Source organism: Dolichospermum sp. UHCC 0352 (genome assembly GCF_009711925.1).
Taxonomy (GTDB): Bacteria; Cyanobacteriota; Cyanobacteriia; order Cyanobacteriales; family Nostocaceae; genus Dolichospermum; species Dolichospermum lemmermannii.
The window spans coordinates 16,116-42,511 of the sequence record NZ_VIKY01000258.1 but is presented as its reverse complement, the minus strand read 5'-3'; the positions used below and the strand labels follow the sequence as shown (position 1 = coordinate 42,511).

The following is a 26,396-nucleotide window of genomic DNA, read 5'->3' as shown; positions in this document are numbered from 1 at the left end:
TCTTCCAAATGCTTCGCCCCTACTGACAACTGACCACTGTACGGGCGAAGCATTTGGAGAACTATTTTTGGCAATAATCGATAATTTATCTTCCAAATGCTTCGCCCCTACTAACAACTGACCACTGTACGGGCGAAGCATTTGGAGAACTATTTTTGGCAATGATCGATAATTTATCTTCCAAATGCTTCGCCCCTACTGACAACTGACCACTGACAACTAACAACTGATTAATGCCCAAGAATATACCTATAGTCGGCAAAATAGAAGCAATTCTTTATTTAAAGGGTAAACCCTTATCTCTAAGTGAAATTGCTGAATATGCGAAGTGTGATCGCTTCACAGCAGAAGAAGGAATTATCGAACTAATTGAGAATTATTCCCGTCGAGATACAGCTTTAGAAGTCGTAGAAACTGAACATGGTTATAGTTTACAACTGCGTTCGGAATTCCATGATTTAGTGCAAGCTATAATACCAGTAGAATTTGGTGTGGGGGCTTTACGGACATTAGCAGCGATCGCCCTCCATAATCCCATATTACAAAGCGAATTGATTAATTTACGGGGTTCAGGAGCTTATCAGCACGTTCAAGAATTAGTAGAATCTGGTTTTGTTCGCAAACGCCGAGAGAGTGATTCTCGCTCCTTTGCTCTGCAAATAACCCCAAAATTTCATCAGTATTTTCAAATCGAACAACTGCCCCAAATTTTGGCAATTCCAGAGAAAGAACAACAACTAGAACTGGAGTTGGCAGGATTGGAGGCAGAGGAGGAAACAAGTTAAAATTAAAAAACTATTCCCTGTTAGAAAGTTTCCTTTTCCCTTTTCCCTGTAGAAAATGCGCTACTCTATGAATATGGTTTAGAGTAGAATTAGCAGTTACGCTAATATAAATCGCCAATGGTGTTTGATCCTGACTTTTTACAAGACGACTCTGAGCAACACCCTAATCAACTTCTGAATGATCGCTTTGGGGAAAACCCAAATCAATTACTTAAATATTTACAGCATCAATCCCCCGAAGTTTTAGCCCGTGTCGCCCAAGCTGTCAGCCCTGAAATTAAACAAATCATTTCCCAGAATGTCCAAGGACTAGTGGGAGTGATACCGACAGAACATTTCAATGTCCAAATTACAACAGACCGGGACAATCTAGCGGGAATACTAGCATCGGCAATGATGACAGGTTATTTTCTCCGCCAAATGGAACAGAGGATGCAATTGGAACATTTATCCAATCAATAGGAATCAGGAGTCACCGAGTCAGAAGATCAGGAAGAACAAAGAACAATTCTCCCCCTACTTCCCCTACCTCCCCTACTTCCGCTACTTCCCCTACCTCCCCTACTTCCCCTACCTCCCCTACTTCCCCTACCTCCCCTACCTCCCCTGCTTCCCCCACTTCCCCCACTCCCCCCACTCCCTGCTCCCTACTATTGGGGATAATTTCCGGCACGGACTTTAAAGATTTGAGTTTTACCATTGCGGTTGACTTCTATTGCGAGAATGTCCCCAACGGTACTTGATTCAACTATCTTCTGGACTTGGGCAGAAATTTTTATTTGTTTGCCGTTAATCTTTTGAATCACATCACCAGGAAGTAATCCTCCTGTCTGCGCTGGTGATTTTTCCAGAACTTTTCTAATGACAATTCCCACATCTGGCTGAATGTTTAGTTGATCTTCCTCTTTCAGTCGCTGTTTTGTAGTTGTGGAAATATCTATCATCTCAATTCCTAAAAATGGGTGAGCAACTTCTCCTTTGGTAAATAGTTCATTGGCTACACGGAAAGCGGTTTCAATGGGGATAGCAAAACCAAGTCCTTGAGCATCAGCACGGATAGCGGTATTCACACCAATAACTTGTCCTTGAGCATTTAAAAGTGGTCCTCCAGAATTACCAGGGTTAATTGCTGCATCTGTTTGGATAAAACTCACGCGCTTATCAGGAACACCTACTTGGGCGCTAGTTCTGTCTGTGGCACTGATAATGCCAATAGTGACAGTATTATCTAAACCTAAAGGATTGCCAATTGCGATCGCCCATTGTCCAGGAATCAAATTTTGTGAATTACCTAACTTGACTATCGGCAACTTATCGGCAGAAATTTTGACTGCGGCTATATCTGTTACCGTATCAATTCCTACGACCTTCCCTTCAAAAGTTCGCCCATCTTTGAGGGTGACTTGAACTGTATCTGTGTCTGCTACTACATGAGCATTAGTTAGTAACTTACCATCTTCGGTCAGAATAAATCCTGAACCTGTCCCGCGCTCAATTTTTTCTGAGGGCATTAGTCGTTCATCCTCTTGGAAAAAATGCCGAAACAAGGGATTTTTAAAAGCTTCAGTCATCGGATTTGATATTTTCCGAATTGCATTAATCCGCACAACCGCAGGACCAACTTTGCTGACAGCAGTGGCGATAAAATTGACATTATCACCTCCAGGAGAATTGAGTATGCCATTAACAGGTTGGGGAACAACAGATTCAGCAGGTAAAGTTACCGCCACATTTTTTAACTGTTGAAATGAAAGATTGTGTGTCCAAAAATAACGACTAGCAAAGACACCACCACCAGAGCCAATTACCACCAAACCTAGATAAACAGCCAGTTGTTTCAAAGATAACTTCATAATAATTAAGAATAATGGCGCTCAAGGACAGATGGAAGCTTATCTCTTTAGTGTAGTCAAGCAAACGTTCAGTGAACAGATCATTTGACATATAAATATTAGAAATTTGTCAGCATATTCGGGGATCATATCTACTTCTGGGATTTCATCATGAATTTACTCAAAATAGGTAGTAGAAAGATAGAGGAAAAACTTTATCCTATCTTTAACAATTCCCCACTAAAATCTAAAAATTAGCGATTTCTGGACTTATTTGCATGAAATTTTCCTATTGTTCACTATGTTTTTTGAGCTTATTTAGCACTTTGGGTTTATTATCCATACTGCCACAATCACAAAGCGTTAATGCTAGTCCAGGAAGTTGCCCGATTCCCGCTTTAGCTCGTATCCAACGTCATCAAGTTAATCGTGGTGAAACTTTAGCAACTATAGCTAATCGCTATAATTTAGCACCAGAAACAATTATTGGGATTAATCCATCCGTGAAGAATGGGGTCGTAAATCCAGGAACAGAACTGCAAATTCTCCCTTTCAATGGCATTGTTGTCGAAGTTCCTCGTAATCAAAACTGGCGACAAATCGCATCTAAGTATAAAGTCCGTCCAGATACAGTATTTGAAATCAATGGTTGTCAGAAAACCCCTAAATTTGTCTTTTTACCGATACTTCCAGGGGTAATTACTGCTCCTGCTGCTACTTCTGGGACAATTGCTACCGCACCTAGTACCCCGGCTGGAAACATTACTGGTTATCCCTTGCCAAGTAGTACAGATGTTGCATTAGTTTATGGTTGGCAAATTCACCCGATTACAGGAGATGTTTTCTTTCATAGTGGCGTAGATTTGTTAGCACCAGTAAATACTCCTGTGACAGCGATCGCTCCTGGAATCATCGTCTTTGCCAAGGAACAAGGTAGTTATGGCAAGTTAGTCATTATTAACCACGCAGGTGGCTTACAAAGCCGTTACGCCCAACTTGACAGCATCAAAGTTACTCTCGGTCAAACAGTCAACAAAGGCGATATTTTGGGAGCAGTGGGAACTACCGGACAACCAACCTCCACACAACCTCATCTTCATTTTGAAATGCGTTCTAACGGTTCCCTCGGTTGGGAAGCAAAAAATCCCAAAGAGTTTTTAAAGTGAGGAGTATGGCTAACGCCACGCTTCGCTATCAGGAATTCAGGAATTCAGGAATTCAGGAATTCAGGAATTCAGGAGTTCAGGAGTCAGAAGGAAGAATAAAACTACCCAATGACAACGGACAACGGACAACGGACAACGGACCAATCCGATTAAAACTTCGGGACGCAAAATAGAATGATTTTCTGTTAAGGGTGTAATGTTAGTTGCGGCTGGTATTGGGTGTTCTCCTTGGGAATTGACCCTTGTCTAATTTGTGATCATCTGGGAAATTGAGAACAGGTAAGCGATCGCCTCGTAATAATTCTTCACTTGCTTCACCTAGTCCGATTAATGCCTCGCCAGTAGCTTTTTGAGCCATGAGTAGCATCAGTATAGATACTGTACCAACTTGTAAAAGACAAGCAGGGGAAATAGTGAATGCAATGCAATTTAATCCAGATTGAGAAAATGACTGTTGGTTTACGGATGACATTGTAATTTTCAGTAATTAGTAGACGTTTATTTAGTCATCTTCAGATGACTTTTGCTATGAGACTGGGAATTTATTCCCAGGCGGGCTACGGTATATTACATCAATGTTAACAGTAGAAAAATATAGCAGGAAACGGGGAAAAAGGTTAAAACTATTTTGGTGTCTGATAGCACCGCATAATGTTGGTAATGTTTTATTTATCCCTTGCAGAAGGTATTGACTCCTTGGCGCAGCACCCATACTCCTGATTTCTAAACTCTTCATATAAGACTATCTTTGTCAATTTTGCAAGCTGCAAAGGTAACAAAATTGTTAAAAAAAACGGCAAAATGTGATAATTCTATGATTCTAGTTGACAAGTACAGCCGAAATTCCCCAATACAACCTTGCTGTTAAATTCCACCGCCCATGAAAACAGTATTACTTGATAATCGTCAAAATTCCTTAGTGCAATGGGTAAGCCAAGCAACAGGTATAAATACTTTTGGGGTAAAAGTCCGATTGCTAGGTAATGACCTACATATTCTCTGTGAAAGCGTTGAATGTCCACAACGTTGGCAAACCTTATCGGAGTTACTGCAAGCGCTACAGCAAACCGATATAGATACCCTTACCAATGACGAACAACCGTCAATATACCAGATATTAATTTATGGTCGAAAAAAAGGGGAACACCGCCCCGAATGGTGTCATCGGGTGTACTTGAATCAACTAGAGCAACATTTAGAACAGGTAGAACAGTCACTATTATCACAAACAGAAACGCCTATAAACCCCGGTGGCTCGTTAATTATCTCTAATGAGAGTCTGGCACGCCAGGGAGATGCCGATGCCATTGCTCGCTATTTGAGCGAACATCTCAGCCATTTAGGGATAGCAATACAGGTAAAAATTCAACCCTCTCCGGCGAAAAATAACTTTCAGATAGTCGTTAATCGTCTGTGGGTATTTTGTCAGTCTAGCTATAGCCCCGATCCATTATTACTGGCAAAAACGGTAGCCCAAAAGCTCAGATATTTGCAGCTTGTTGGTTATCAGGATGGGATCATTGTAGCCCAAGTTCGCGGGGAAACCGAGCCAGATTGGCGGGTAAGAGTAGATTTAACACCTCCAGAACTGATGTTAAAAGAATGGGCGCGGTGGGGAGATGTGCAAGCGATCGCTAAAATATTAACAGAGGAATTATTAGGCTTCAAAATAGCACTACAAACTTCTCTCAAAGAATCTACCTTATACATATTTTGTACTCCAGCTTTTGACCCCTTAGAAACCGCCCCTGCACCAGATAAAGAAACCGCGCTACAGTCCATTGTCCCCCTGCTAGAAAATATTGCTCCTCAAGCTATTATCTCAGCCGCCATATACGGACAAAAAACAGCGGATAAAAAACCAATTTGGATAGACTGGGTATCTTTACCAGCATCTCAGCATCCCGCTCTAGTGACATCTACCTGGGAACTTGCCCGTACAGGTGATCAACCAGCAATTATTTTTTTACTAGAGCAGTTGCTTAATCCTGACCTAGATTGGCGATTGAAAACAGGTGGTATTCGGGTATTACTAGTTTGCAAAGAATATTTATTACACATCATGTGTGATGCTCCCGTTTGTCCCACACGCCATCAAGTTTCTCGGAAAGTAACTCAATTTATCCGCCAACTGAAAATTCATGGTATTACAGGTGTCCGTGTTTATGGTCGTCGTGCTGGTGATAAAGAACCCGTATGGCATCATGGAGTTGATCTAGAAGAACGTTCTCGATTAGTCCCCGAAGCAACACCAGAATTTGCTGCTACATCAGAATATGTAAATTCCCTGATAATCGGTGAAAACGGTGAAGAAATTTTGCGTCCCGATTTAACAAATACAAAAGTACAAAGTTTTATCAAAGAAAAAACAAAAAATTGGTTAACAAATACCAATGAAATCATCAGAAATTTACTTTTAAACAGTCAACTATTTACATCATCTAATCAAGAAATAGATGAAAATCCCGATAATCAAGGAATTAGAAGTGGAATGATTTGGCTGGCATTAGGATTACTTCTCGCATTACAAAGTGATTTCATGTTAGGCTATGTTGTCGCCCATACTATTAAGAATTCACCAAAAGCTACTAATAATACTATTTCGCCCTTATCCTCACAAGCCCAAGCATCTTTACCATTACCAAATAATCAGAAAACATCATTTTTCAATCAATCAGGAACAACCGAATTACCTAATAATAATCAAGCTGCTTTTAATGCTTCTGAATTTATCAATGAAAATGGTTCTCAATCAGAAAATTTACCAGCCGCACCATTAAAAGAAAAAGCTACAGCGATTTTATTAGCAGCTAGATCACAAATGCCCAGTTTTAATGCTAGGCAATTAGATGAACAATTAGCCCTCTATAAACATCGTTTAAACACCAAAAAACGCCCACCAGATGTGTTGATTATTGGTTCTTCTCGCGCCCTTAGAGGAGTTGATCCTGTTGCCCTTTCTAAAGCTTTAGTCACCCAAAATTATAGCAATATTGATATATTTAACTTTGGTATTAATGGAGCAACAGCCCAAGTTGTTGATGTTCTTATCCGTCAGGTTTTAAAACCTGAAGAATTGCCAAAGGTGATTTTATGGGCAGATGGTTCTCGCGCCTTTAATAATGGCAGAGAAGATATTACTTTCAAGGCAATTGAAACCTCACCAGGATACAAGGAAATATTACAAAAAGCCAAAACAACAGTCAAAAATAATGAAGTTCCTCATAACGCAGAAGATGGAAAAGAAAAAATTAGTAGTAAACCTAAGATAGAAGATATTAGTATCTATCAAGTCGCTAACGATTCGTTAAATCAGTCTGTAGCTAATTTATCTGCTAGTTATAAAAACCGTGATCAAATTAAAATTCTTCTCCAAAAACAACTTCAATATCTACCTTTTAGCTATCAAAATCCCCCGATTAAATCAAAAATTAATCTCACCCATGATTCTGAAATAGACAATAATTTTTCTCTCCCCGGAGTTGATTTTGATGGATTCTTACCTTTATCTATTCGCTTTAATCCCAGCACATATTATCAAAAACACCCCAAAGTTTCTGGAGATTACGACAACGATTATAAATCTTTCCAATTAGCAGGTAAACAAGATCAGGCATTCCATTCTATGTTAGAGTTTACCAAAAATAATAATATCTCCCTTATCTTTGTCAATATGCCCCTTACTTCAGATTATTTAGATCCTGTACGCACAAAATATGAACAACAGTTTCAAGAGTATTTATTAAGCTTTACCAATCATCCTCAATTTATATATCGTGATTTAAGTCAGCTATGGCCAAAAGCAAATGATTACTTTTCAGATCCTAGTCACCTCAATCGCTATGGTGCTTATGAAGTATCAAAAAAACTGGCTATAGATCCAATGATTAGCTGGCCAACAAAGTGATTAAATAGGGAAGAGAAAAAAATACTTATCTTCTTTCTTCCCAATCACAAATTCAAAATCATAAATTAATCAAAAATGAAATTTATATCAATTTTTTACGGGCTGTTTTTGTTGAGTGTTTTAGGAATCTACTGGACTGTTAATTTAGCAAATATAAGATTATGGATACTGCTAATAGCCAGCCTTGTTTTCTACGCATCTTTGCACATTCAATATTTACCATTACTTTTAGCACTAACTTTTATTAACTTCCGCCTAGGTTTAGAAATTGGCAGCAATACTTCACCAGGAAAGCATTCTCAAAACTGGAATTTATCTAACGAAGAACGGCAATTTACCCAAGCTGACTGGAATCAACGTCGTCTCAAAGTATTGTCGATTGGTATAGGTTTTAATGTTTTTATTCTTTTAGGTTCTAAATACATAAATTATTTCCTAACTTTAGTTTTTAATCAGCCGACAAATTCACCAGAATCATTAATTAAGTTAGTTGCACCTTTAGGAATTTCTTTCTTTACATTTGAATGTATTGCTTATTTAATAGATGTTTATCGTGGCGCTACTGCTACTACTAAATTTATCCAATTTGCCACATATAAATTATTTTTTGCCAAACTAATTTCTGGGCCAATTACTCGTTACCATAATTTAGCAATTCAATTTGATACCCTAAGATTTCCCAGCATTGATAGAGTTGCTGAAGGACTGTGGTTAATTGCTAGAGGTGCGGTTAAAAAAGGTATTTTCGCTGATAATTTGGGTATATTTGTGGATTTATGCTTTGGTAACTTACAAAGAGCAGGTAGTACAGATTTGTGGTTAGCTACCTTTGCTTATGGCTTGCAACTATATTTAGATTTTAATGGTTATGTTGATATTGCTCGTGGTAGTGCTTTACTATTTGGTTTAGTTTTACCGGAAAATTTTGATTTTCCCTATTTCAGTACCAGTATTGCCGATTTTTGGCGACGCTGGCACATCACATTGGGTGATTGGTTGCGTAATTATCTTTATTTTCCTTTAGGTGGTTCTCGACGTGGATTAATGCGTACCTGCGGAAATTTATTAATAGTAATGCTAATAGCTGGTATCTGGCACGGTTCAGCTTGGGGTTTTATTATTTGGGGTGTATTGCATGGTGTCGCTTTAGTTGGGCATCGTCTCATTAGTGTATTAAGCGATCGCTTGACAATTCTTAAATCTTTTTGGCAAAACCCGCTAGGAATAATTTTTGCTTGGTTTTTGACACAAATCATGGTTTTTACATCTTGGATTTGGTTTCGTCTCCCCAACCTCCAAGACTCTGCTTTAGTTATTCAACACCTTTGGGGTCATGGGGGTGATCAACAATTTTCCGCAAAGGTCTATATAGAAGCTCTAAATATGAGTCAATATCAAATTTCTTATTTGCTGCTCGGCATAGCTTTGCTGATGAGTATTTCTTATGCTTTTAAAAGAGAAATGAAATTAGAGTTTAGCTGGCCAATTAAAATTGTTTTTGTCCCCTTATGCTTTTATGCGGTTTGGTTACTAGCGCCTGAAGGCAGTTTACCTTATATATACTTTGATTTTTAGGAGTGAATTTGCGGCTGCAATTTCTGTAAACCTCATTACATTAGGAAAACATATAACTGATATAACTAATACTAATTCTAATTATCTTTACAAATTTAAACTTATCCTCTAATGTTGTATACAGGTAGGCAAAACCACCTACCAACATCATAAGAAAATAAAGCAATTATAAAATGACCACAACCTTACAACAGCGCTCAACCGCTAACGTATGGGATCGCTTCTGCGAGTGGATCACCAGCACCGACAATCGGATTTATATCGGTTGGTTTGGTGTATTAATGATCCCTACCCTGTTAGCCGCTACTACCTGCTTCATCATCGCTTTCATCGCTGCGCCTCCCGTTGACATTGACGGTATCCGTGAGCCAGTTGCAGGTTCTTTGATCTACGGAAACAACATCATCTCTGGTGCAGTTGTTCCTTCCTCTAACGCTATTGGTTTGCACTTCTACCCAATCTGGGAAGCAGCTTCCTTAGATGAGTGGTTGTACAACGGTGGTCCTTACCAATTGGTAGTATTCCACTTCTTAATCGGTGCAGCTTGCTACTTAGGCCGTGAGTGGGAACTTTCTTACCGTTTGGGTATGCGTCCTTGGATCTGTGTAGCTTTCTCTGCACCTTTAGCAGCAGCTACCGCAGTATTCTTGATCTACCCAATTGGTCAAGGTTCATTCTCCGATGGTATGCCTTTGGGTATCTCTGGAACATTCAACTTCATGATCGTGTTCCAAGCTGAACACAACATCTTGATGCACCCCTTCCATATGTTGGGTGTAGCTGGTGTATTCGGTGGTTCTTTGTTCTCTGCAATGCACGGTTCTTTGGTAACTTCTTCCTTGGTTAAGGAAACAACTGAAACCGAATCTCAAAACTACGGTTACAAGTTCGGTCAAGAAGAAGAAACCTACAACATCGTTGCAGCCCACGGCTACTTCGGTCGTTTGATTTTCCAATACGCTTCTTTCAACAACAGCCGTCAATTACACTTCTTACTAGCTGCATGGCCAGTATTTGGTATTTGGTTCACCGCTTTGGGCGTCAGCACAATGGCGTTCAACTTGAACGGTTTCAACTTCAACCAATCCGTCATTGATTCTCAAGGTCGCGTTATCGCTACTTGGGCTGACGTAATCAACCGCGCTAACTTAGGTATGGAAGTAATGCACGAGCGTAACGCTCACAACTTCCCCCTAGACTTGGCTGCTAGTGATGTTGCTCCTGTTGCAATGAGCGCTCCTGCAATCAATGGTTAATAATTAAAGCTTTGTTAATAGCTTAATTACAGAATCACCCTCCAGAAATGGGGGGTGTTTTTGTTTTGTGTAAAAATCTGGTGTTGCTGATAGGTAAGATGGTAATATCCGTAATTAAAACCTTATGCCCAGTACCGCTAATTTTCTCCAATATACCCAATGGTCAGGTATTGCGACAATAGTATTTGCAGTCCTGACAATCTTAGCTTTCATTCTTAAATGGGGCTTTCGCTTTCGACTGGTGGGTGCAACTGGCTTTATGCTGGTACTGACAGGGGGATTATTTTCACTTTCCCTCGTTCCCCTGAGTCGCACAATTATTCCTGGTGCTGTCAAGTACAGCCTAGTTTATGATAACGGTTCTAACCAAACAGTAATTGCCGTCGCACCAGAAATTACTCCCACAGAATTAGAAGCAACTTTACGTCAAGCAGCTAGTAACCTTTATTCCTATGGTCGCTTAGGTACTGGTGGTAGTAAGGAAATGATAGTTCGCGCTCGCACTATTATCCACCCAGAAATAGGGTTATCTGTACCGCTGTACTTGGGTCAAGTAAATCGCACTTTGGTCAGTCGTGAAGACCCAGAAATGGCGGTAGAAGTTTATTTAGATAAATTTGCTTCATTACCAAAACCCACTGCTTTATAGGTAATTGGTAATTGGGAATGGGTAATTGGGAAGAAAAATATTCTCCTCTTCCCCCTGCCCCCTGCTTCTTTCTTGTTTGCACATTTTTTGGTCATCTATCATACAATAAAGATTATTTTAAAATTTGATTAAGAAATATCAATAGTTTTGGCAAAATAACGATCATGCCTAATCAACATTCTACTGAAACTTTGTCCACTCAAACCTCTAGTTCATTTTTCAGCCTTTCTGTTGCCCCTGGGAAAGTAATTCGCGGTGCGGGTGTGTTGTCAACCGTTGCGGGTGAAGTTGCTAATTTGGGAACTCGTCCCTTAATTATTGCTGGAAATCAGACTCTCAATCTGAGTCAAGAGAGTTTACAATCTCTTTGCCAATCTCCAGAATTACATCCTTTGTCAGTTTCCTATGGTGCTGATTGTTGTGAAGCTAGTTTGAAAGCCTTACGCAAAGCCGCTAAAGAACATAAAGCTGATCTGATTATCGGGATTGGTGGTGGTAAAGCCCTGGATACGGCTAAATTAGTCGCCCACCAATTGACATTACCAATTGTGACAATTCCCACTTCTGGGGCTACCTGTGCGGCTTGGACTGCTCTTTCTAATGTCTATTCAGAAACTGGGGCGTTTTTATATGATGTGGCTTTATCTCGCTGTCCTGATTTGCTGATTTTGGATTATAATTTAGTTCAGACTGCACCTTCAAGCACATTAATAGCAGGAATTGGGGATGCGATCGCTAAATGGTATGAAGCATCAGTGAGTAGTGGGCATTTGCAACAAACTTTAATTATTGCTGCGGTTCAACAAGCGCGAGTTTTACGCGATATTTTATTGCAAAAGTCTGCTGCTGCGTTACAGTTTCCGGGTGGGGAAGTTTGGCAAGAAGTTGTGGACGCAACTGTACTCCTAGCTGGAGTAATTGGGGGACTTGGTGGGGCGCAATGTCGCACAGTCGCTGCCCATGCAGTTCATAATGGCTTAACTCATATTTCTGGACATGGGAGCATTCATGGGGAAAAGGTCGCTTATGGTATCCTGGTACAACTGCGGTTAGAAGAAATGATCCAAGGAAATCAATTAGCAGCGTCAGCAAGACAACAATTGTTGAAGTTCTATGCAGAGATTGGACTACCCCAAAAATTAGCAGATTTGGGATTAGGTAATATTACTCTGGGTGAGTTACAAACAGCAGCGGAAATTAGTTTAGAACCTAATTCTGATATCCACCGTCTACCGTTTAATGTAGCGTTGGAACAATTGATGGCCGCAATGGTTTCTACCACTGCACCAATAGATATTAATCGTGTTTCCACCAGGGGAATAAGTGACGAGGTGAAGGAATGATTTTGAGTTGGATTTCTCCCGCAGAACGGATACAAAAATTGCCGCCTTATGTGTTTGCCCGTTTGGACGAATTAAAGGCTAAGGCTAGAGAACAAGGGTTAGATTTGATTGATTTGGGTATGGGTAATCCTGATGGACCTACTCCCCAACCAGTGATAGAAGCCGCAATTGCAGCTTTGCAAAATCCCGCTAATCACGGTTATCCTCCATTTGAAGGAACGGCTAGTTTCCGTAAGGCGATTACTCAATGGTATAATCGCCGTTATGGTGTTACCCTTGATCCTGATAGTGAGGCTTTACCCTTACTCGGTTCTAAGGAAGGTTTGGGGCATTTAGCGATCGCCTATATTAATCCTGGTGATACTGTATTAGTACCTTCACCATCTTACCCTGTGCATTTTCGTGGACCGATTATTGCTGGGGGAGTTATCCATAATTTAATTCTCAAGGAAGAAAATAATTGGTTAATTGATTTAGCGGCTATTCCTGAGGAAGTGGCTAGAAAAGCGAAAATTCTCTATTTCAATTATCCCAGTAATCCTACCGCAGCCACAGCCCCCCGCGAATTTTTTGAGGAAATTGTGGCCTTTGCACGGAAGTATGAAATCCTTTTAGTCCATGATTTATGTTATGCAGAATTAGCTTTTGATGGTTATCAACCCACTAGCTTGTTAGAAATTCCTGGTGCTAAGGAGATTGGTGTCGAGTTTCACACTCTCTCTAAAACCTATAATATGGCAGGTTGGCGCGTTGGTTTTGTTGTCGGAAATCGTCACGTTATCCAAGGTTTGCGGACTCTGAAAACCAATTTAGATTATGGCATTTTTTCGGCTTTACAAACAGCAGCAGAAACAGCTTTGCAACTTCCTGATTCTTATTTACATGAAGTGCAACAACGTTACCGCGTTCGTCGAGATTTTTTAATAGATGGTTTGGGTAAGTTAGGGTGGAATATTCCCAAAACGGAAGCAACTATGTATTTGTGGATAAAATGTCCGGTGGGAATGAATTCTACAGATTTTGCTTTGAATGTTTTACAGCAAACTGGGGTGGTTTTGACTCCTGGAAATGCCTTTGGTGTGGGTGGTGAAGGCTATGTGAGAATTAGTTTAATTGCAGATTGCGATCGCTTGGGTGAAGCTTTACAAAGATTCAAGGAAGCGGGGATTTGCTATCAGTCGGAAGTTTCTGTTTCTGCGTGATCATTAAGGTGATATGGGATAGGGGGAAATAACCAATTACCAATCACCTCAAATCTGTTTAAATTTATGATAATCAGGAATTTTTATGATTTTAACCAGTTTTCTAAGATCAGATTAGTAATATTTTCAAAATCACGAGTATTATCAGTTACTAAAATGTAATTCTGAGAAATAGCAACAGCAGCAATTAAAGCATCTAATTGTCCAGTTGGTTTTCCAATTTTTCTAAGTTCATTTTGAATTTTTCCAAATTCAATTGCGGCTTTTTCATCAAAATCTATCATCGGTAATAGATTAGCAAACTTCTTTAAATTATCTAAATTACGTTCGACTTTAGTTGAACAATAAACTCCTTTGTACAATTCTGCTAAAACTAAACTAGAAAGATAGCAAGATTGATGTTTTTCATGAAACTGTGATACAACATTTTCATTAGCTTTAAGTATCGCAATACAAATATTAGTATCTAGCAAGTACATAATTTTAACTATCTAAATTAATTTCACGTCCTAAATCTTGATGACGTTCCTGATTAATAATATCAAAAATTTCATCAATTTCTGTATCATCTTTCCATAGACCAATAACAGCTTCTAATTCTTGCCATTTTGGTTGTTTAATTATTAAGTTATCTGGTATTTCTATAGAAATTTTTACTCCATCAGGTAGAAGAATTTTGTCTAATATTTGATCTAATAATTCTATAGTGTTACCTTTGATAATTCCTTGTATTTTCATGATTTATTCCTTCATTAAATATCTAAGTTATGATTCATTGTAACCTACAATTTCCGCTTTTTTATCCATATACCCAACATAGCTAGAAGAGTACATACTATAGTAGCAATAATGCTTAAAACTAAAGATGCTAAAAAGGGATTTTTTGGTAATGAAGGTAGGTTAATTTTATCAATGTGTTGAACTATAATACCCGAAACTATCGCACCACCACCAAAACCGATTCCTAATATTTGTACTGTTGTTTCTAAAGAGCGATCGCTTTTAGCTTGTTCTATTTCCACTATACCGCGAATTGTGCTGATCATCTGCTCGAAAAGATTTTGCGCTGGTATCAAATAGCCTAAATCCACATCTATTTGTTCAATAAAGGTAGTTTCTGCTCGTTCTAAAAAAGTAGATAAAAATTCTAAATTGTCTTGATGTAGAGATATGGCTTTTATTTTATCCAGATATACAGCCAAGTTTTTACTATTAGCTTGAATTGTATTTTTATGAATTTGTAAATCTCGTAAATAACGACTGTAGTTAAAAGATATTTCTGGTATTTCATTTAACCATTGATTAAACTGCTGCAACTTATTATTAATGGGGAGATTTTTAGCCTTATTAAATGCCATCAATTTATTTTCTAACTTGCTGAAATCTTCTCTAGCTTGTTGATTACACCAAATTGCTTGTGACCGAGCATAAATGATTTTACTACGACAATTGAGAATATCAATTAACGGGTAATAATAATCTCCTTTTTCCTCTAGTGTTGTAGTTTCAGTATTAGTATTTAACCAAATCAAAATATGGCACTGTTCTTTAGGAGAATCAGCATTGTTGTTATATTCAAAAATGGAGCTACCTAATAACTTACCCTGAGACTGACAATAAATTTGCAGTTTTTTGACTTCTGTATCTGAAAGTAAACTCGTGAGACAAGCATCAGCAAAAGCTTGCTCATTTGGAATGTTTCCTATTGGTTTAGCAAAAAGGACTAAAGTTTGTCCCAAGGAAGAATTGATATTTTTAGGAAGCAGATATTGTTCAGGATTTAGTCCTGCTAAATCATTAATTTGTACTTCTGGTTCAGAGTAGCGGAAAGTTAAATCTAGAGCATAGGTATCATGAATTTGTCGTCTATTAATTTCTCCTCTTAAATGGAGACGTGGTTTATGTTCAATTGCAGTAAAAGGTAAAATTCCGGTGATATTAGTAGATAAATGATTCTGCTTTTCGATGAAAGCTGGTAAAGTTTCCAATTTAGGAATGCTGAGTTTTTTACCTAATTCTTGACACTTCAACCATAAATAATCAGCATTTTTAACTGGGGTTTTCATGCCTTGAGATAAATTATAGCGCAGATGAAAAGCGTAAAGCGTGAGTTTAGGATTTGCTACTTTATTTATCGGTAATTTCGGTAATTGCTGTTGCATGATCTAATCTATTTTCCCCCCGAACCAGACACATTACCCTCTAATTTATCATCAGGTTTTTCATCTGATGAACTTTGGTGAATAGCATTATATAATGCTTTTTTATCAGTTTCATATTTAGGAATTTTTGGATTAGGTTTTGTGCTTCCTGGCGCTCTACTTTCGGGCGATTCACTTTTCAATTTTCTCAAAGCATCATTTATACTAGTATGTTCTTCCAGCCATTTAGAAATAGCATTAGAAAGTGCTTTTACTTCATCAGCTTCAGATGCAATCAATTGACTAATTTCCTCTCTATCTTCTAGTGAAAACAAGGAAGCCTGAGTTTTTAACAAATGAATGAAATTATTTACTTTTGTTTCATGTATTGACATAAAGATACTCCTAATTACCCACAGCAATAAAGGCAGCCCAATGAAAAAGAGACTCAAATGGCTTGTATTCCGTCTCTATTTTATCAAACCAATCAAGTATCTCATCATTCCACGTGCTATCTAATGTTAACGTACTCACAAACTTTTTCATATTTTCTTTGGTTGCATTCCGTAGCCAATGTTGAGATTTATTAAGGACAGATGCGACTGATACATCTTTTTCAGAAATAAAAGCAGCATGGAGATTTTGATAGAAGTGAATCATCAAAAATGCGGTGGAAACATCATCAACTTTCCAAAGGCTACTAACTACGCTTGAACTTCCTGCATAAAGAAATCCACTGGGTAAACCAATATATTCATCGCTGACATTATTGAAATCAATCAAACCTGTTTCACAGGCAGAAAGGACAACTAAACGGCATTGATTGAGATTAAATTCTTTATTGAATAAATCACCTAAAGTTAAGCATTTATTTAGATCAATTTCTTCATCAACATCAACACCATTTAAAAGCAGACAAGAATCAGCAGGGGTTTCCAGGTTAAAAGAACCATGACAAGAGAAGTGAAGACAATTTGCTTCTGCTAAATTTGCTATTCTTGAATCTAAAGCATTTCTATCAGCTTCTTTTCCGCGCAATACTGTTATTTTTTGAGGTGAAAAATATTGTTTAATACTTTCTATTTCTAAATCTGCACCAACAAGGTTTTCTGTGGGGTTTTGGATAGCAAATAGAGATTGAAAATTAGGACGTTGACGCAGTTGAACCTGTTGTAATACTTGTAAACTTGGTGCATAACCCACACCTTGAGGAAATAAATCCATTAAATATGAATTTCTAACGGGTAAAGCATGGAGAGGTAACAGGTGTAAGAATTGATGGGGAATCAAAATTAATTTTTCACATTGAGGCGGTATTTTTTCTAAAATTTCTTCAATGTGCAGGATTACTGCTAAATTTTGCAGACTTTCTTCTAATTGATTTTGCCATTGGTCTTTTTGATTATAGTAGTCAGTCAGATATTCATTAATCCAATCTCTTAAAGCTTCTCTATCTTCTGATGAAGATTCCCAAATTTTGATTTCTTTACCTCCTGGTTGAATCACAAAAGCGATAATTTTATCAAATGTAATATACCATTCAATAATTGCCGTATTATCATCAACTATTTTTTCTAATGACGCGAAATTAAAACTAGAACCAATGGGTAAATATGTATCTTGTAATTGTTGCCGTTGTTGTCTTAATTTCTGAAGATGTTGCCATGAAAATGTGGTATTTTCAGCTTTACCAGTTTGCAGTAAATTCTGTCCACTAGCTATTTCATCTCGCAGTTGTTCTAGTTGGGTGACAACATTTGGAGGGAAAATAGTTTTTAAGTCACGGTTAATAATTTCTTCTACTAAATTGCGGGTTTTACTGCGTTCAGCATATTCAATAGCTTCTGTTTCTTTACCCAATGCTAAACAAACTTGCACTATGCGTCTATATAACTGGTTATATTTTTCTGCTTGCTTACGTTTACTGTCTTCTCCAGAAATAATTTCACCGCGTAAATCTTCAACAGTGGCAATAGCAATAACAAAGGTAGAGTAAGCTAAATCAAACTGTTGTAATTTTTGGTAAGCAATACCCAAATTCAACAAAGTTTCAGCATGATCTTGAGGAAAATTGGTACGGGTTCTTACTTCTAAAGCCTTCGTATAAGCTTTGATCGCACTTTCTAAATTATCCGATGGAACGCCCTTGATTCTTTTTTTATAAGCAATCCCCAAATTATTTTGCGTGGTTGCCCAATCCCGGGGAAAATCATCGAGGGTTCTGACTTCCAAAGCCCTCGTATAAGCTTCGATCGCAATTTCTAAATTTTCAGATGGATTACCCTTCTTTCTGTCTGTGTAAGCAATACCTAGATTATTTTGCGTCATTGCCCAATCAGGGAGACAATGATTGCGTCTGTAGATTTGCAGTGCAGCAGTGTAAGCTTTGATGGCAATTTCTAAATTCTCAGATGGATCACCTTTAATTCTATCTCTGTAAGCATTCCCCAGATTATTTTGTGTCATTGCCCAATCTTGGGGAAAATTGAGAGAATCAGGGTGTGTGTATACTTCTAGTGCAGCAGAGAAAGCAGTGATCGCTTGTTCAATATTTTTGGTTTTATCCCCCCTGATTCTTTGACTATAAGCATTTCCCAGATTATTTTGCGTCGCTGCCCAATCTTCGGGAAAGTCAACGCGTGTAAAAATAGTTAAAGCTATTTCATAACCAGTTATGGCAATTTCCATCATGTTGCTGGCTTTCTTACCTAATGGGAACTCCTGAATTAGATTACTAAAATTAACAATCTTTATAACGATAGACTCTGCTTTCTCTGTTTCTGCTTCTGCTAGTATTTTCTTTGCGTGATCCTGTAATACTTCTAATAGAAATTGTAAATAGGTATCAATATCTGCTTCATTAACCAGCGTTTCTGGTTTTGGGATATTTTCATGTAGGGATATATCTAAGGCTTCGCTCGGTTCAGATCCTAAAGCCATCAAGCGATTAGCATTATTTTCCTCTCCTTTTTGGGTAAAATTCTCTGCTACCTCTACCACCATTTGTAAAAAGTCAGCATCGAGTAATTCCGTATTAGCTTGTAATATTGCCGCTTTTTCCCCATCTGGGCAACTTAGCAGTTGTTGAATTAGCTGTTGATATGCCTGGAGACGCTGTTCATCCATAAATTAGGGCTGGGTTGGGGTAGCATTTAGATGATGCTTCAATAGTATTTTCCCATATTTCGGACAATATTATCCTGAAAATCCTCAAATCCTGGATATCCTGATTCAGACAATTAATTATCCTAAAAATCCTCAAATCCTGGAAATCCTGATTCAGACAATTAATTATCCTGAAAATCCTTAAATCCTGAACATCCTGATTCTGACAAAAAATCATCAGCCGGTGCGTCAGATGCGATTATTTAGTGATAATGAATAGATTTTCAATATCTGACGCACCCTACAAAATCCCTATCCTGTTAATCCTTAAATCCTGGACATCCTGATTCAGACAATTAATTATCCAAGGTAAAATGATCCAAGGTGCGCGAATAGTAAGCGCCAACTATGATTATTTGGGTAGATATTAATCCCAAAAACGAACCTTAAAGGAGAATTGCATCTTGGAAGTTAAAGCAGCAATAGCTTACACCGCAGGAAAACCTCTCACAATTGAAACTGTACAATTAGCACCACCACAAGCCGGAGAAGTCTTAATTGAGATTAAAGCCAGTGGGGTTTGTCATACTGATGCTTTTACCCTGTCTGGTGATGATCCTGAAGGTTTATTTCCGGCAATTTTAGGACATGAAGGCGCTGGTATAGTTGTGGAAGTCGGGACTGATGTTAAAAGTCTCAAACCGGGAGATCATGTAATTCCTTTATACACACCCGAATGTCGGCAATGTGATTATTGTTTAAGTTTCAAAACCAATCTCTGTCAAGCAATTCGCGGCACACAAGGACGGGGGGTAATGCCCGATGGCACGAGCCGTTTTAGTATCGGTAGCGACATAATTCATCATTATATGGGTACATCCACCTTTGCTAATTATACGGTATTGCCAGAAATCGCCGTTGCCAAAATTCGGGAAGATGCCCCTTTTGATAAAGTTTGTTATATCGGTTGTGGTGTGACAACAGGAATTGGTGCAGTTGTGAATACAGCTAAAGTAGAACCAGGCGCAAATGTGGTAGTTTTCGGTTTGGGTGGCATTGGCTTAAATGTGATCCAAGGGGCGCGAATGGTGGGCGCGAATAAGATTATTGGTGTAGATATTAATCCCAAAAAACGCGAATTAGCTGAAAAATTTGGCATGACACATTTTGTTAATCCCCAAGAAGTTGCAGGTGATTTAGTTCCTTATTTGGTAGATTTAACAAACGGTGGTGCTGACTATTCCTTTGAATGTATTGGTAATGTCAATATCATGCGTCAAGCTTTAGAATGTTGTCATAAAGGTTGGGGTGTAAGTGTGATTATTGGTGTAGCTGGTGCAGGTAAAGAAATCAGCACTCGTCCCTTTCAATTAGTAACTGGCAGGGTTTGGAAAGGTTCGGCTTTTGGTGGTGCAAGAGGGCGGACAGATGTACCGAAAATAGTAGATTGGTATATGGATGGTAAGATTAATATTGATGATTTAATTACTCATGTGATGCCGATTGAAAAGATTAATGATGCTTTTGATTTGATGCACAGGGGGGAATCTATTCGGAGTGTGGTGACTTTTTAGGTTTTTGTTTCGCGCAAAGACGCTAAGGAGCAAAGGCGCAAAGGAAGAAAGGAGTTATAATTAATTCAAGGTTACTAGGTTTTAATTATGCAGACAAAAAAGGCGAAAGAATCTGCTGTCAACCTGAATCTTTATGAAACGGATTTTTATGCCTGGACTCAACAACAGGCTAATTTATTACGTTATCAGCTATGGAATCAAGTTGATTTAGTTAATTTAATTGAGGAAGTTGAATCTTTGGGGAGAAGGGAACGCCAAGAATTAAGAAATCGTCTGAGTGTTTTCATTGGACATTTACTCAAGTGGGAATATCAATCATCAAAACGTATTCGTAGTTGGTTAGCAACTATTCGGATTCAACGCCGGGATATTATAAAACTACTGAATGAAAATCCTAGTTTGCAGTCTTCTCTAGAAGTAGCACTTGAGGAAGCTTATGAAAATGCCAGGGATTTAGCATCAGGAGAAACCAATTTACCGTTATCAACCTTTCCTCCTCAATGCCTATATTTATGGGAAGATCTAATTAACTTAAACTTTTATCCTGGTGAAATTGCAAATGATGATTTGATGCAATAATCGGCATTGCTAAATTAAAATATGAAATTGGAAACTCACAAATTTCAAACTTTGCGCCTTTGCTTCTTTGCGCCTTTGCGCGAAACATAATTTATTATTCTCCTAACTCCTCAAACAACTTCGCTAACATCACATTAGAAAATATAAAACCATCGGGATCGCTAAAACGCAACCTATCCCCAACAATCTTCACCCAACCCTGAGCAAAGTATGGTTGCAAACAGCTTTGAATTCTCTCAACTTGATGGTTGCCAAAGTTTGTTGCTAAGGAATTTAAACTGATTCCTTCGGCTAACCGTAACCCTAACATGAGAGTTTCTAACAAAACATCTGCCTGTGGTGTGACTTCACAATCAATCACAGCACCATTTTTTAACCATTGGTAATATTCCTGGGTTTTGCGAGGACGGGTGAAGCGTTTACCTTGTATATAGCTGGCTGCACCCATACCAAAGCCATAATAGGGGCGATTTTGCCAATAAACTCGATTATGCTGGCATTGATGTCCTGGTTGGGCATAATTGGAAATTTCGTAATGTTCGTAACCAGCATCAGTTAAGGTCTTTTGCCCCATTTGATACATTTTGACGGTGGTTTCATCTGTGGGTAACGGATGATCTCCCGGTTTGTAATAACGATTGAAGGCTGTTCCGGGTTCAATGGTCAGGTCATAGATGGAAATGTGAGTTGGGGTGGCTGCTACTGCTTGGATTAAGGAATCTTGCCATTGTGCTAAAGATTGATACGGTAAGCCAGAAATCAAGTCTAAGCTAAATTCGGGAATCTCGACCTTGTGAATTAACTCTATAGCTGTAAATATATCTATAAGGGAATGCGATCGCCCAGCAGTTTTTAACAATTCTTCTTGGAAAGCTTGGACACCCAAACTCACGCGATTTACTCCTAAGCTACGATAACCAGCGATATGTGCAAAATCAAACGTCCCTGGGTCAATTTCCATAGAAATTTCTACCCCAGAGGCAATGCCAAATCGCTGTTCTAAGGTTGTCAATATAGATTGCAACTGTGCTGTTGATAATAGTGAAGGAGTACCACCACCAAAAAAAATTGTTTCTAAAGGTTGACTATAAGTTGGTGCAATCCTGATTTCTTGACATAAAACTTCAACATATTCGCCAATTGTCCCAGAATTTTCGCCCCGTGAGTTATTCCCGACCACAAATACCGGAAAATCGCAATAAAAACATCGTCGCCGACAAAAGGGAATATGCACATAAGCAGAACTGGGAATCCCCCAACCAATATCTTTTTGACTCATTTTGAACAATAGTGAAGTTAATTTGATTTGACTGTTAAAAATAATGAAAATGAGGAGTTTGTTTACAACTTTTCATCCTTTTTCCCTAAAAATAAAAATAATATGCAGTAAAAACGCTTTAGTTATAATGTTGGCATATTCTGTCTGCCTGAGCAGCTAAGATGATTCCATCACTAAAAAGGACTCAAACAAGCATACTTTACTCTATCGAATAAATATCGTTGTAGGAACACAACATAACCATGCTGGATGTCATTATTATTCTCTCATTTATCTTGGCAGCGGCGGGAATAGGTTATTTCAGCACTGATCTACTCCCCCCTGGTACTCTTGATGGAGTTAGTGATTTAGATGCCTTACGCCTAGTTTTCGCTGTCTTTGCTGCCATTATCGGTGGTGCAGTTGGGCTGAGTTTCCAGACTACATACCGTCGGCTAGAGTCACAAGTCCGGGAAATGCCCCTAGAAGTCATTCTCACCCGTGCCATTGGCTTAGTAATTGGGCTATTACTCGCCAATCTGATGTTAGCCCCGCTATTTTTATTACCCATTCCCCCAGATTTTGGTTTTATCAAACCTCTTGTTGCGGTTGTTGGCAGTATTATCCTCTCTGTTACAGGAATGAACTTAGCCGATACTCACGGACGGGGTTTGTTAAGATTAATTAACCCCAATACTGTAGAAAGTATGGTGGTGGAAGGAACTCTTAAACCTGCTAATACTAAGGTTTTAGATACTAGCTGCATTATAGATGGCCGGATTGAAACATTACTAGAAACAGGATTTCTAGAAGGATTAATTCTTGTCCCCCAATTTGTTTTACAAGAATTACAACAAGTAGCCGACGCGAGTAAGGATCAAAAACGGGTGAGGGGAAGAAGAGGATTAGAAATTCTCAACCGCATTCGGGAAAATTATCCCGAACGCATTTTAATCAATCCTGTGGACTATGAAGATACTGCCACTGTTGATGCTAAATTGGTGCGTTTTGCTCAAGAAATCAATGGCACATTACTCACCAATGATTACAATTTATCGAAAGTTGCTAGTGTGCAAAAAGTTCCAGTTTTGAATGTTCATGATTTAGTCAATGCTGTTCGTCCAACTTATTTACCTGGTGATTATCTTGATTTGAAAATTCTCAAAGAAGGAAAAGAACCAACTCAAGGAATTGGCTATTTAGATGATGGCACAATGGTAGTAGTGGAAGAAGGTAGAGGTTATGTTGGTGGTGAATTGCGAGTAGTAGTTACCAGTGCTTTACAAACTTCTGCTGGAAGGATGATTTTTGCCAAACCCCAAGCTTCCGCATTAGCCTAAGGAATATGGCACGGAAAACTAGAGTTAAATTATGTAAATCGGTGTGGGGAACTGCACCGATAAACTACATTTAATTTTATTTCGCGCAAAGAGGCAAAGGAGCAAAGGCGCAAAGGAAGAAATAAATACATGAAATCTGAACTAATGTAAAACCAGAAATTATAAATATTTTTCCATTACATAATTTTTAAGTTTTATTCCTCGACGTTCTACAAACAGTTTCATAATTGCTTCAGTGTCAGATATTTGATATTCTCTGACTATCATTATGGTGTTTTTACAGGTTTGATATTTTTGGCTTTATAAAATGTTTCTAAACTATCAGTATCGCCGACAAAACGCCAATGCCAAGGTTCATAACTCACGCCTTGAAGATTATTTTTCGGAAAGGAAATTTCAAAACTAAATTTGGCAGCATTGGCTTGTAACCACTGATAAGCTTTGGTATTATCAAAATTAGCTTGGAGATTAGTTGCTGGGACTGTGCCATCGCCAACATCTACCGCATAACCTGTATGATGTTCACTATGATTTGGTGGTGCGCTGAGGGCTGCTCTTTCGGCTGGGGTTTGATTCCGCTGTGCGCCTACACCGAAAAATAACTGCTTTTGCTCTTGTACAGAACGAAAGCCAGAAATTGGAACTAAAATTACACCCGCACTTCTAGCGGTTTGTACCATGGCTTGAAACTTGACAGCGGCAGATTTTCGCATTCTGATTCTACTGTCACCCGTAATTGGGGCTAATTCTGATTCTGGTGCTTCTGAATAGGGAAAATGTCCCAACACTGTATCATTATTATTTGGGGTATTAGCGGCTATGGGTGTAGAACTAATCGGTGCAGCTACAGAATTAGCAGTTGGCTTAGGTGTTGTCAGCGAAAACAAAAAACCACTAGAGACAGCCAGTAACAAAAATCCTGTTAATCCACCTATAATCAAAACCACAGGTTGGACTTTGATCTTACTTCCTGCATCATTTGTATCGCGTAAAGCCACTGGGATATCATCACCAGAGAGAGGGTAGGAATTGTGCGGTTTTTTAGGAAACCCAGCTTTATTCAAGTTTTTGCTCCTGTTTGTGTTTAATAGTTAGTTAAAGAAGAAAAGAGTTTTTTTAATTCTTAATTCTGAATTATTTCGGGTGTAATTTTGATAAATCTTTTAGAACTATATATCAAGTTAGTGGGATTAATCCTCATGGGATTTATACTGGGACGTAAGTTGCCTAGCAATACTTCCACTTACGTAGGTCAATTTCTCTATTGGGTGGGAGTACCTATAAGCATCATCGGTTTTTTACTACAAACAGATTTATCAGGACAGATTTGGATTGCACCGATAATAGCTCACTTGGCAATCTTTCTGGGGGCATTATTAGCTTGGTTAAGAATCAAAGCCCAAGCCCATTTCATTGATTCAGTTCCCCCCGCGACAACTCAAGGTAGTTTGATTCTAGCAGCAATGGTAGGTAATACAGGTAATTTGGGTTTTCCCATTACTTTAGCAATGGTAGGTAAAGAATATTTTGCCTGGGCTTTATTTTACGATATGTTGGGTTCGCTGTTTGGTGCTTATGGTTTAGGTGTGTTTCTTGCTGCTAAGTTTGGTAATAATACCCAAAATCAGATGCAAATAGCAAAGGTAATTTTGATTAATCCGGCTTTATGGAGTTTTGGATTTGGCTTATTATTGCATCAAGTGACGCTTCCCTCTCCAGTGGTATTTTGTTTGGAAAAATTGGCTTGGGGTGCAGTTGCTTTATCTTTGATGTTAATTGGAATGCGACTTTCCCAACTAAAATCTTGGCGAAAATTACCAGAAGCGGGGAGTAGTGTGTTCATTAAAATGCTATTAGTGCCGATGATTTTAGGTAGCACTCTCTCATTTTTTGGTGTTACTGGTAATGCAGCACAGGTGATAGTTTTGCAAATGGGTATGCCTCCAGCTTTGGCTACATTGGTAATCGCGGAAACCTTTGATTTGGATAGAGATTTGGCTGTTACTGCTTTAGCTATGGGGATGATAGTTTTGTTGTTTACTCTTCCTGTTTGGTTATGGTTGTTTTAACAAAAAGTGAAAAAGTAGAGACGTTACATGAAATGTCTCTACAAAAATTCTGGATAATATTTGGATTATGTGACTACTAAATTCAGCTTTTTTGCCAGTTCGGAAGGACTAATAGATTCGTAATGTTCAAAAGGTTGATGAATCCAAGGATTATCAGCCAGATAATCAACGTGATAATCAGGAACAACAACTGAACAAGCTTTATACCAAATTACAGCGGTGCGAATTTCTTGAATGGGAAAATCATGATGTTTCTGTAACCAGGGAACTGTTTCTTGAATAGTGATACCAGAGTCTACTAAATCATCTACTAGCAAAATCCGTGAACCTAAATTTTCACTAGTCATGGTTAATTGACGAGAAATAATTAAATTACTTCTTTTATATGTCCCTGCGCCGCTGTAAGATGAGGTAGCTAAAATTGCTAATGGTTGATTGTATATGCGGGAGAGAATATCTCCTACTCGCAGTCCCCCTCTAGCTAAACAGACGATTTGGTTAAATTCCCAACCCGATTGATAAATCTTTACAGCCAGTTGTTCAATTTTGTGGTGATAATCTGACCAAGAAATGTAAAGGTCTGACATAAAACTAAAATAAGTGTGTTAATAATTG

The 26,396-nt window shown here is 38.5% G+C and carries 26 protein-coding genes; 14 read left to right on the top strand and 12 right to left on the bottom strand.

Going from position 1 to position 26,396, the window contains the following annotated elements:
- Positions 1 to 85: 85 nt before the first annotated feature.
- Positions 86 to 241 (bottom strand): hypothetical protein, encoded by a 156-nt coding sequence (locus FJR06_RS24510; RefSeq protein WP_235082109.1) that lies wholly within the window; start codon positions 239 to 241, stop codon positions 86 to 88.
- On the opposite strand from FJR06_RS24510, the gene scpB reads away from it, so the two are divergent.
- A complete protein-coding gene (scpB, locus tag FJR06_RS18535; protein ID WP_015083111.1) occupies positions 234 to 785 on the top strand; it encodes an SMC-Scp complex subunit ScpB in 552 nt (183 codons plus the stop codon). The two genes, FJR06_RS24510 and scpB, sit on opposite strands and share 8 nt — an antisense overlap.
- Positions 786 to 902: 117 nt before the next feature.
- Complete coding sequence (locus FJR06_RS18530; RefSeq protein ID WP_041458567.1) at positions 903 to 1,247, top strand: DUF760 domain-containing protein; 345 nt, start codon at positions 903 to 905, stop codon at positions 1,245 to 1,247.
- 10 nt (positions 1,248 to 1,257) lie between these two features.
- On the opposite strand, the gene FJR06_RS18525 is transcribed toward FJR06_RS18530, so the two are convergent.
- Together FJR06_RS18525 and FJR06_RS18520 are read right to left on the bottom strand one after the other, a co-directional pair.
- Complete coding sequence (locus tag FJR06_RS18525) at positions 1,258 to 1,458, bottom strand: hypothetical protein (protein WP_041458566.1); 201 nt, start codon at positions 1,456 to 1,458, stop codon at positions 1,258 to 1,260.
- Positions 1,436 to 2,638 carry an HhoA/HhoB/HtrA family serine endopeptidase gene (locus FJR06_RS18520; protein WP_015083110.1) on the bottom strand — a complete coding sequence of 401 codons (1,203 nt, stop codon included), beginning with the start codon at positions 2,636 to 2,638 and terminating at the stop codon, positions 1,436 to 1,438. Before FJR06_RS18520 ends, FJR06_RS18525 begins: the two co-directional genes overlap by 23 nt.
- A gap of 257 nt (positions 2,639 to 2,895) precedes the next feature.
- Here FJR06_RS18520 and FJR06_RS18515 point away from each other — a divergent pair, with 257 nt between their 5' ends.
- Positions 2,896 to 3,783 carry a M23 family metallopeptidase gene (locus FJR06_RS18515; RefSeq protein WP_015083109.1) on the top strand — a complete coding sequence of 296 codons (888 nt, stop codon included), beginning with the start codon at positions 2,896 to 2,898 and terminating at the stop codon, positions 3,781 to 3,783.
- A 5-nt stretch (positions 3,784 to 3,788) separates the two neighbouring features.
- Positions 3,789 to 3,956: a hypothetical protein gene (locus tag FJR06_RS18510; protein WP_168652003.1), complete on the top strand. Its 168-nt coding sequence runs from the start codon at positions 3,789 to 3,791 to the stop codon at positions 3,954 to 3,956.
- A gap of 26 nt (positions 3,957 to 3,982) precedes the next feature.
- Here FJR06_RS18510 and FJR06_RS18505 read toward each other — a convergent pair whose 3' ends face one another.
- Positions 3,983 to 4,255 (bottom strand): hypothetical protein, encoded by a 273-nt coding sequence (locus FJR06_RS18505; RefSeq protein WP_015083108.1) that lies wholly within the window; start codon positions 4,253 to 4,255, stop codon positions 3,983 to 3,985.
- Between the two features lie 408 nt (positions 4,256 to 4,663).
- On the opposite strand from FJR06_RS18505, the gene FJR06_RS18500 reads away from it, so the two are divergent.
- From FJR06_RS18500 to FJR06_RS18475, 6 genes are all read left to right on the top strand, one after another.
- A complete protein-coding gene (locus FJR06_RS18500; protein ID WP_168652002.1) occupies positions 4,664 to 7,690 on the top strand; it encodes a DUF1574 family protein in 3,027 nt (1,008 codons plus the stop codon).
- Positions 7,691 to 7,765: 75 nt separating this feature from the next.
- Positions 7,766 to 9,265: an MBOAT family protein gene (locus FJR06_RS18495; protein ID WP_168652001.1), complete on the top strand. Its 1,500-nt coding sequence runs from the start codon at positions 7,766 to 7,768 to the stop codon at positions 9,263 to 9,265.
- A gap of 173 nt (positions 9,266 to 9,438) precedes the next feature.
- The gene (gene psbA / locus FJR06_RS18490) at positions 9,439 to 10,521 is read left to right on the top strand and encodes a photosystem II q(b) protein (protein WP_015083105.1); all 1,083 of its coding nucleotides are present in this window, start codon (positions 9,439 to 9,441) and stop codon (positions 10,519 to 10,521) included.
- A 124-nt stretch (positions 10,522 to 10,645) separates the two neighbouring features.
- Entirely contained in the window at positions 10,646 to 11,170 is a 525-nt protein-coding gene (locus FJR06_RS18485; protein ID WP_015083104.1) for a Ycf51 family protein, read from the top strand.
- Positions 11,171 to 11,334: 164 nt separating this feature from the next.
- Positions 11,335 to 12,513, top strand: coding sequence for an iron-containing alcohol dehydrogenase family protein (locus FJR06_RS18480; protein WP_168652000.1), 1,179 nt, complete (start codon positions 11,335 to 11,337; stop codon positions 12,511 to 12,513).
- A complete protein-coding gene (locus FJR06_RS18475; RefSeq protein WP_168651999.1) occupies positions 12,510 to 13,715 on the top strand; it encodes an aspartate aminotransferase in 1,206 nt (401 codons plus the stop codon). The genes FJR06_RS18480 and FJR06_RS18475 overlap by 4 nt, the downstream gene beginning before the upstream one ends.
- Before the next feature lie 83 nt (positions 13,716 to 13,798).
- Here the strand turns inward: FJR06_RS18475 and FJR06_RS18470 are convergent, their stop codons facing one another.
- Genes FJR06_RS18470 through FJR06_RS18450 form a run of 5 tightly spaced genes read right to left on the bottom strand, consistent with a single transcriptional unit; the run spans position 13,799 to position 18,982 of the window.
- Positions 13,799 to 14,194: a type II toxin-antitoxin system VapC family toxin gene (locus FJR06_RS18470; protein WP_168651998.1), complete on the bottom strand. Its 396-nt coding sequence runs from the start codon at positions 14,192 to 14,194 to the stop codon at positions 13,799 to 13,801.
- A 4-nt stretch (positions 14,195 to 14,198) separates the two neighbouring features.
- Positions 14,199 to 14,453, bottom strand: a complete 255-nt coding sequence (locus FJR06_RS18465) for a hypothetical protein (RefSeq protein ID WP_148761238.1) — start codon at positions 14,451 to 14,453, stop codon at positions 14,199 to 14,201.
- A gap of 44 nt (positions 14,454 to 14,497) precedes the next feature.
- Positions 14,498 to 15,877, bottom strand: a complete 1,380-nt coding sequence (locus FJR06_RS18460) for a hypothetical protein (RefSeq protein WP_168651997.1) — start codon at positions 15,875 to 15,877, stop codon at positions 14,498 to 14,500.
- An 8-nt stretch (positions 15,878 to 15,885) separates the two neighbouring features.
- On the bottom strand, positions 15,886 to 16,251 hold the full coding sequence (locus FJR06_RS18455) for a hypothetical protein (protein WP_168651996.1): 366 nt from the start codon (positions 16,249 to 16,251) through the stop codon (positions 15,886 to 15,888).
- A gap of 10 nt (positions 16,252 to 16,261) precedes the next feature.
- Entirely contained in the window at positions 16,262 to 18,982 is a 2,721-nt protein-coding gene (locus FJR06_RS18450; protein ID WP_168651995.1) for a CHAT domain-containing protein, read from the bottom strand.
- Between the two features lie 443 nt (positions 18,983 to 19,425).
- Here FJR06_RS18450 and FJR06_RS18445 point away from each other — a divergent pair, with 443 nt between their 5' ends.
- Together FJR06_RS18445 and FJR06_RS18440 are read left to right on the top strand one after the other, a co-directional pair.
- Positions 19,426 to 20,535: an S-(hydroxymethyl)glutathione dehydrogenase/class III alcohol dehydrogenase gene (locus tag FJR06_RS18445; RefSeq protein WP_168651994.1), complete on the top strand. Its 1,110-nt coding sequence runs from the start codon at positions 19,426 to 19,428 to the stop codon at positions 20,533 to 20,535.
- Positions 20,536 to 20,622: 87 nt separating this feature from the next.
- On the top strand, positions 20,623 to 21,114 hold the full coding sequence (locus FJR06_RS18440) for a DUF29 domain-containing protein (RefSeq protein WP_168651993.1): 492 nt from the start codon (positions 20,623 to 20,625) through the stop codon (positions 21,112 to 21,114).
- A 94-nt stretch (positions 21,115 to 21,208) separates the two neighbouring features.
- Here FJR06_RS18440 and hemW read toward each other — a convergent pair whose 3' ends face one another.
- Complete coding sequence (gene hemW / locus FJR06_RS18435) at positions 21,209 to 22,393, bottom strand: radical SAM family heme chaperone HemW (RefSeq protein ID WP_168651992.1); 1,185 nt, start codon at positions 22,391 to 22,393, stop codon at positions 21,209 to 21,211.
- 242 nt (positions 22,394 to 22,635) lie between these two features.
- Here hemW and FJR06_RS18430 point away from each other — a divergent pair, with 242 nt between their 5' ends.
- Complete coding sequence (locus FJR06_RS18430) at positions 22,636 to 23,712, top strand: PIN/TRAM domain-containing protein (RefSeq protein WP_168651991.1); 1,077 nt, start codon at positions 22,636 to 22,638, stop codon at positions 23,710 to 23,712.
- 266 nt (positions 23,713 to 23,978) lie between these two features.
- Here the strand turns inward: FJR06_RS18430 and FJR06_RS18425 are convergent, their stop codons facing one another.
- A complete protein-coding gene (locus FJR06_RS18425) occupies positions 23,979 to 24,776 on the bottom strand; it encodes a D-alanyl-D-alanine carboxypeptidase family protein (RefSeq protein WP_168632870.1) in 798 nt (265 codons plus the stop codon).
- 87 nt (positions 24,777 to 24,863) lie between these two features.
- Here FJR06_RS18425 and FJR06_RS18420 point away from each other — a divergent pair, with 87 nt between their 5' ends.
- Complete coding sequence (locus FJR06_RS18420; protein ID WP_168651990.1) at positions 24,864 to 25,781, top strand: AEC family transporter; 918 nt, start codon at positions 24,864 to 24,866, stop codon at positions 25,779 to 25,781.
- A 65-nt stretch (positions 25,782 to 25,846) separates the two neighbouring features.
- Here FJR06_RS18420 and FJR06_RS18415 read toward each other — a convergent pair whose 3' ends face one another.
- Positions 25,847 to 26,368 (bottom strand): phosphoribosyltransferase, encoded by a 522-nt coding sequence (locus tag FJR06_RS18415; RefSeq protein WP_168651989.1) that lies wholly within the window; start codon positions 26,366 to 26,368, stop codon positions 25,847 to 25,849.
- Between the last annotated feature and the right edge of the window lie 28 nt (positions 26,369 to 26,396).

Excerpts from the sequence above, each read along its gene's own strand:
- scpB (WP_015083111.1), top strand. The coding sequence starts at position 234 with ATGCCCAAGAATATACCTATAGTCGGCAAAATAGAAGCAATTCTTTAT.
- FJR06_RS18530 (WP_041458567.1), top strand. The coding sequence starts at position 903 with ATGGTGTTTGATCCTGACTTTTTACAAGACGACTCTGAGCAACACCCT.
- FJR06_RS18520 (WP_015083110.1), bottom strand. The coding sequence starts at position 2,638 with ATGAAGTTATCTTTGAAACAACTGGCTGTTTATCTAGGTTTGGTGGTA.
- FJR06_RS18515 (WP_015083109.1), top strand. The coding sequence starts at position 2,896 with ATGAAATTTTCCTATTGTTCACTATGTTTTTTGAGCTTATTTAGCACT.
- FJR06_RS18510 (WP_168652003.1), top strand. The coding sequence starts at position 3,789 with ATGGCTAACGCCACGCTTCGCTATCAGGAATTCAGGAATTCAGGAATT.
- FJR06_RS18505 (WP_015083108.1), bottom strand. The coding sequence starts at position 4,255 with ATGTCATCCGTAAACCAACAGTCATTTTCTCAATCTGGATTAAATTGC.
- FJR06_RS18500 (WP_168652002.1), top strand. The coding sequence starts at position 4,664 with ATGAAAACAGTATTACTTGATAATCGTCAAAATTCCTTAGTGCAATGG.
- FJR06_RS18495 (WP_168652001.1), top strand. The coding sequence starts at position 7,766 with ATGAAATTTATATCAATTTTTTACGGGCTGTTTTTGTTGAGTGTTTTA.
- psbA (WP_015083105.1), top strand. The coding sequence starts at position 9,439 with ATGACCACAACCTTACAACAGCGCTCAACCGCTAACGTATGGGATCGC.
- FJR06_RS18485 (WP_015083104.1), top strand. The coding sequence starts at position 10,646 with ATGCCCAGTACCGCTAATTTTCTCCAATATACCCAATGGTCAGGTATT.
- FJR06_RS18480 (WP_168652000.1), top strand. The coding sequence starts at position 11,335 with ATGCCTAATCAACATTCTACTGAAACTTTGTCCACTCAAACCTCTAGT.
- FJR06_RS18475 (WP_168651999.1), top strand. The coding sequence starts at position 12,510 with ATGATTTTGAGTTGGATTTCTCCCGCAGAACGGATACAAAAATTGCCG.
- FJR06_RS18470 (WP_168651998.1), bottom strand. The coding sequence starts at position 14,194 with ATGTACTTGCTAGATACTAATATTTGTATTGCGATACTTAAAGCTAAT.
- FJR06_RS18465 (WP_148761238.1), bottom strand. The coding sequence starts at position 14,453 with ATGAAAATACAAGGAATTATCAAAGGTAACACTATAGAATTATTAGAT.
- FJR06_RS18460 (WP_168651997.1), bottom strand. The coding sequence starts at position 15,877 with ATGCAACAGCAATTACCGAAATTACCGATAAATAAAGTAGCAAATCCT.
- FJR06_RS18455 (WP_168651996.1), bottom strand. The coding sequence starts at position 16,251 with ATGTCAATACATGAAACAAAAGTAAATAATTTCATTCATTTGTTAAAA.
- FJR06_RS18450 (WP_168651995.1), bottom strand. The coding sequence starts at position 18,982 with ATGGATGAACAGCGTCTCCAGGCATATCAACAGCTAATTCAACAACTG.
- FJR06_RS18440 (WP_168651993.1), top strand. The coding sequence starts at position 20,623 with ATGCAGACAAAAAAGGCGAAAGAATCTGCTGTCAACCTGAATCTTTAT.
- hemW (WP_168651992.1), bottom strand. The coding sequence starts at position 22,393 with ATGAGTCAAAAAGATATTGGTTGGGGGATTCCCAGTTCTGCTTATGTG.
- FJR06_RS18430 (WP_168651991.1), top strand. The coding sequence starts at position 22,636 with ATGCTGGATGTCATTATTATTCTCTCATTTATCTTGGCAGCGGCGGGA.
- FJR06_RS18415 (WP_168651989.1), bottom strand. The coding sequence starts at position 26,368 with ATGTCAGACCTTTACATTTCTTGGTCAGATTATCACCACAAAATTGAA.